The organism is Vibrio sp. Hep-1b-8, assembly GCF_006124995.1.
In the GTDB taxonomy this organism is placed as follows: domain Bacteria; phylum Pseudomonadota; class Gammaproteobacteria; order Enterobacterales; family Vibrionaceae; genus Vibrio.
Genome location: NZ_QEWN01000058.1, coordinates 1 through 1,246, shown reverse-complemented (window position 1 = coordinate 1,246; position 1,246 = coordinate 1). Strand labels below are relative to the sequence as shown.

At 43.7% G+C, this 1,246-nt stretch carries 2 protein-coding genes; one reads left to right on the top strand and one right to left on the bottom strand.

The annotated features are described in order from the left end of the window. Nucleotides 1-818, bottom strand: an 818-nt coding sequence (locus DA100_RS08185; protein WP_240800897.1) for a DEAD/DEAH box helicase family protein, incomplete at its 3' end; no start/stop codon positions are given. Nucleotides 819-924: 106 nt separating this feature from the next. Between DA100_RS08185 and DA100_RS08180 the strand changes: the two genes are divergently transcribed. Beyond that, the coding region (locus tag DA100_RS08180; RefSeq protein WP_240800896.1) for a helix-turn-helix domain-containing protein at nucleotides 925-1,246 on the top strand (322 nt) is incomplete at its 3' end.

Below are 1,246 nucleotides of genomic sequence, written 5' to 3'. Positions count from 1 at the left end.
TCTACCCCGGTGGTTAACATTTGCGAGGAGGTAATGATAGTGGGAATGTCTTTGTCGTTATCTTGGAATTTTTCCAGTAGCTCGCGGCCGACTTTGCCCTCATCACTGGTCACGCGCACACAATAGTGCGGGTCTTTCACTTTTTTGTGTTTGTTGATCATGTCACGCATGGTCAGTGCATGATTTTGGTTTTCGCAAAATACGATGGTTTTTTCTAGTGGATTGATATTGTCCAAAATGGCTTTTGCGACCAGTTCGGTACGATCATCCACGATGATTTTTTTGTCGTAATCTTCAACCTGATAGACGTCTTGCCCTGATTCACCTTCGATTACTTGGTCATCTTTGGTTAGCACCAGCTCGTCTAAGTTGGTACGTACCCGCTTAACACGATATGGTGTTAAGAAACCATCGTTGATGCCATCTTTTAATGAGTATTCAAATGCTGGTGTACCAAAGTAGTCGTAGGTATCCACATTAGCTTCACGTTTTGGTGTAGCTGTTAGGCCGACATGTACCGCACTGCCAAAATGATCGAGTATGGCTCGCCAAGAGCCTGTCTCATTAGCACTGCCACGGTGACACTCGTCAATCATTACAAGGTCGAAAAAATCACTTGGATACGCTTTGTAGTAGCCTTCAATACTTTCACGCTCAGCAATGGCTTGGTAGATAGCAAAAAAGATATGCGCATTAGTTGGCACGACTCCACCCCGCTTGCGTACCTCCTCACCGTTTATTTTGATTAGATCTTTTTCGTATGGATTGAAAGTGTTAATGGCTTGATCCGCCAAAATATTGCGATCGGCTAAAAACAAAATTCTAGGCCTACGTGTACCCGGAGATTCTTTGTTCCAACGTGAATATACCCCTGATCATTGAAAATGCTTGATTTTATTTAGAATCAGGATCATGCTACGAACCATGAAAATTACACTGACTCCTCAGCAGAAACTGCAACTCGAACAAATGCACGATTCTACTCGTGATGGTCGAGTGCGTGACCGTATTAAAGCAGTATTGCTTACCACAGAGGGGTGGAGTCAGACCATGATTGCTCAAGCTCTTCGCATTCATGAATCAACCGTTGCACGCCACCTTAGTGACTACGTTCTTTCTGAAAAACTTAAGCCTGAAAATGGCGGAAGCCAAAGCAAGCTTTCTGCTACTCAAACCATGCACCTAATCGAGCATTTGACTGAGAAAACCTATTCTCACACTCATCAAATTGTCGCCTACGTTAAAG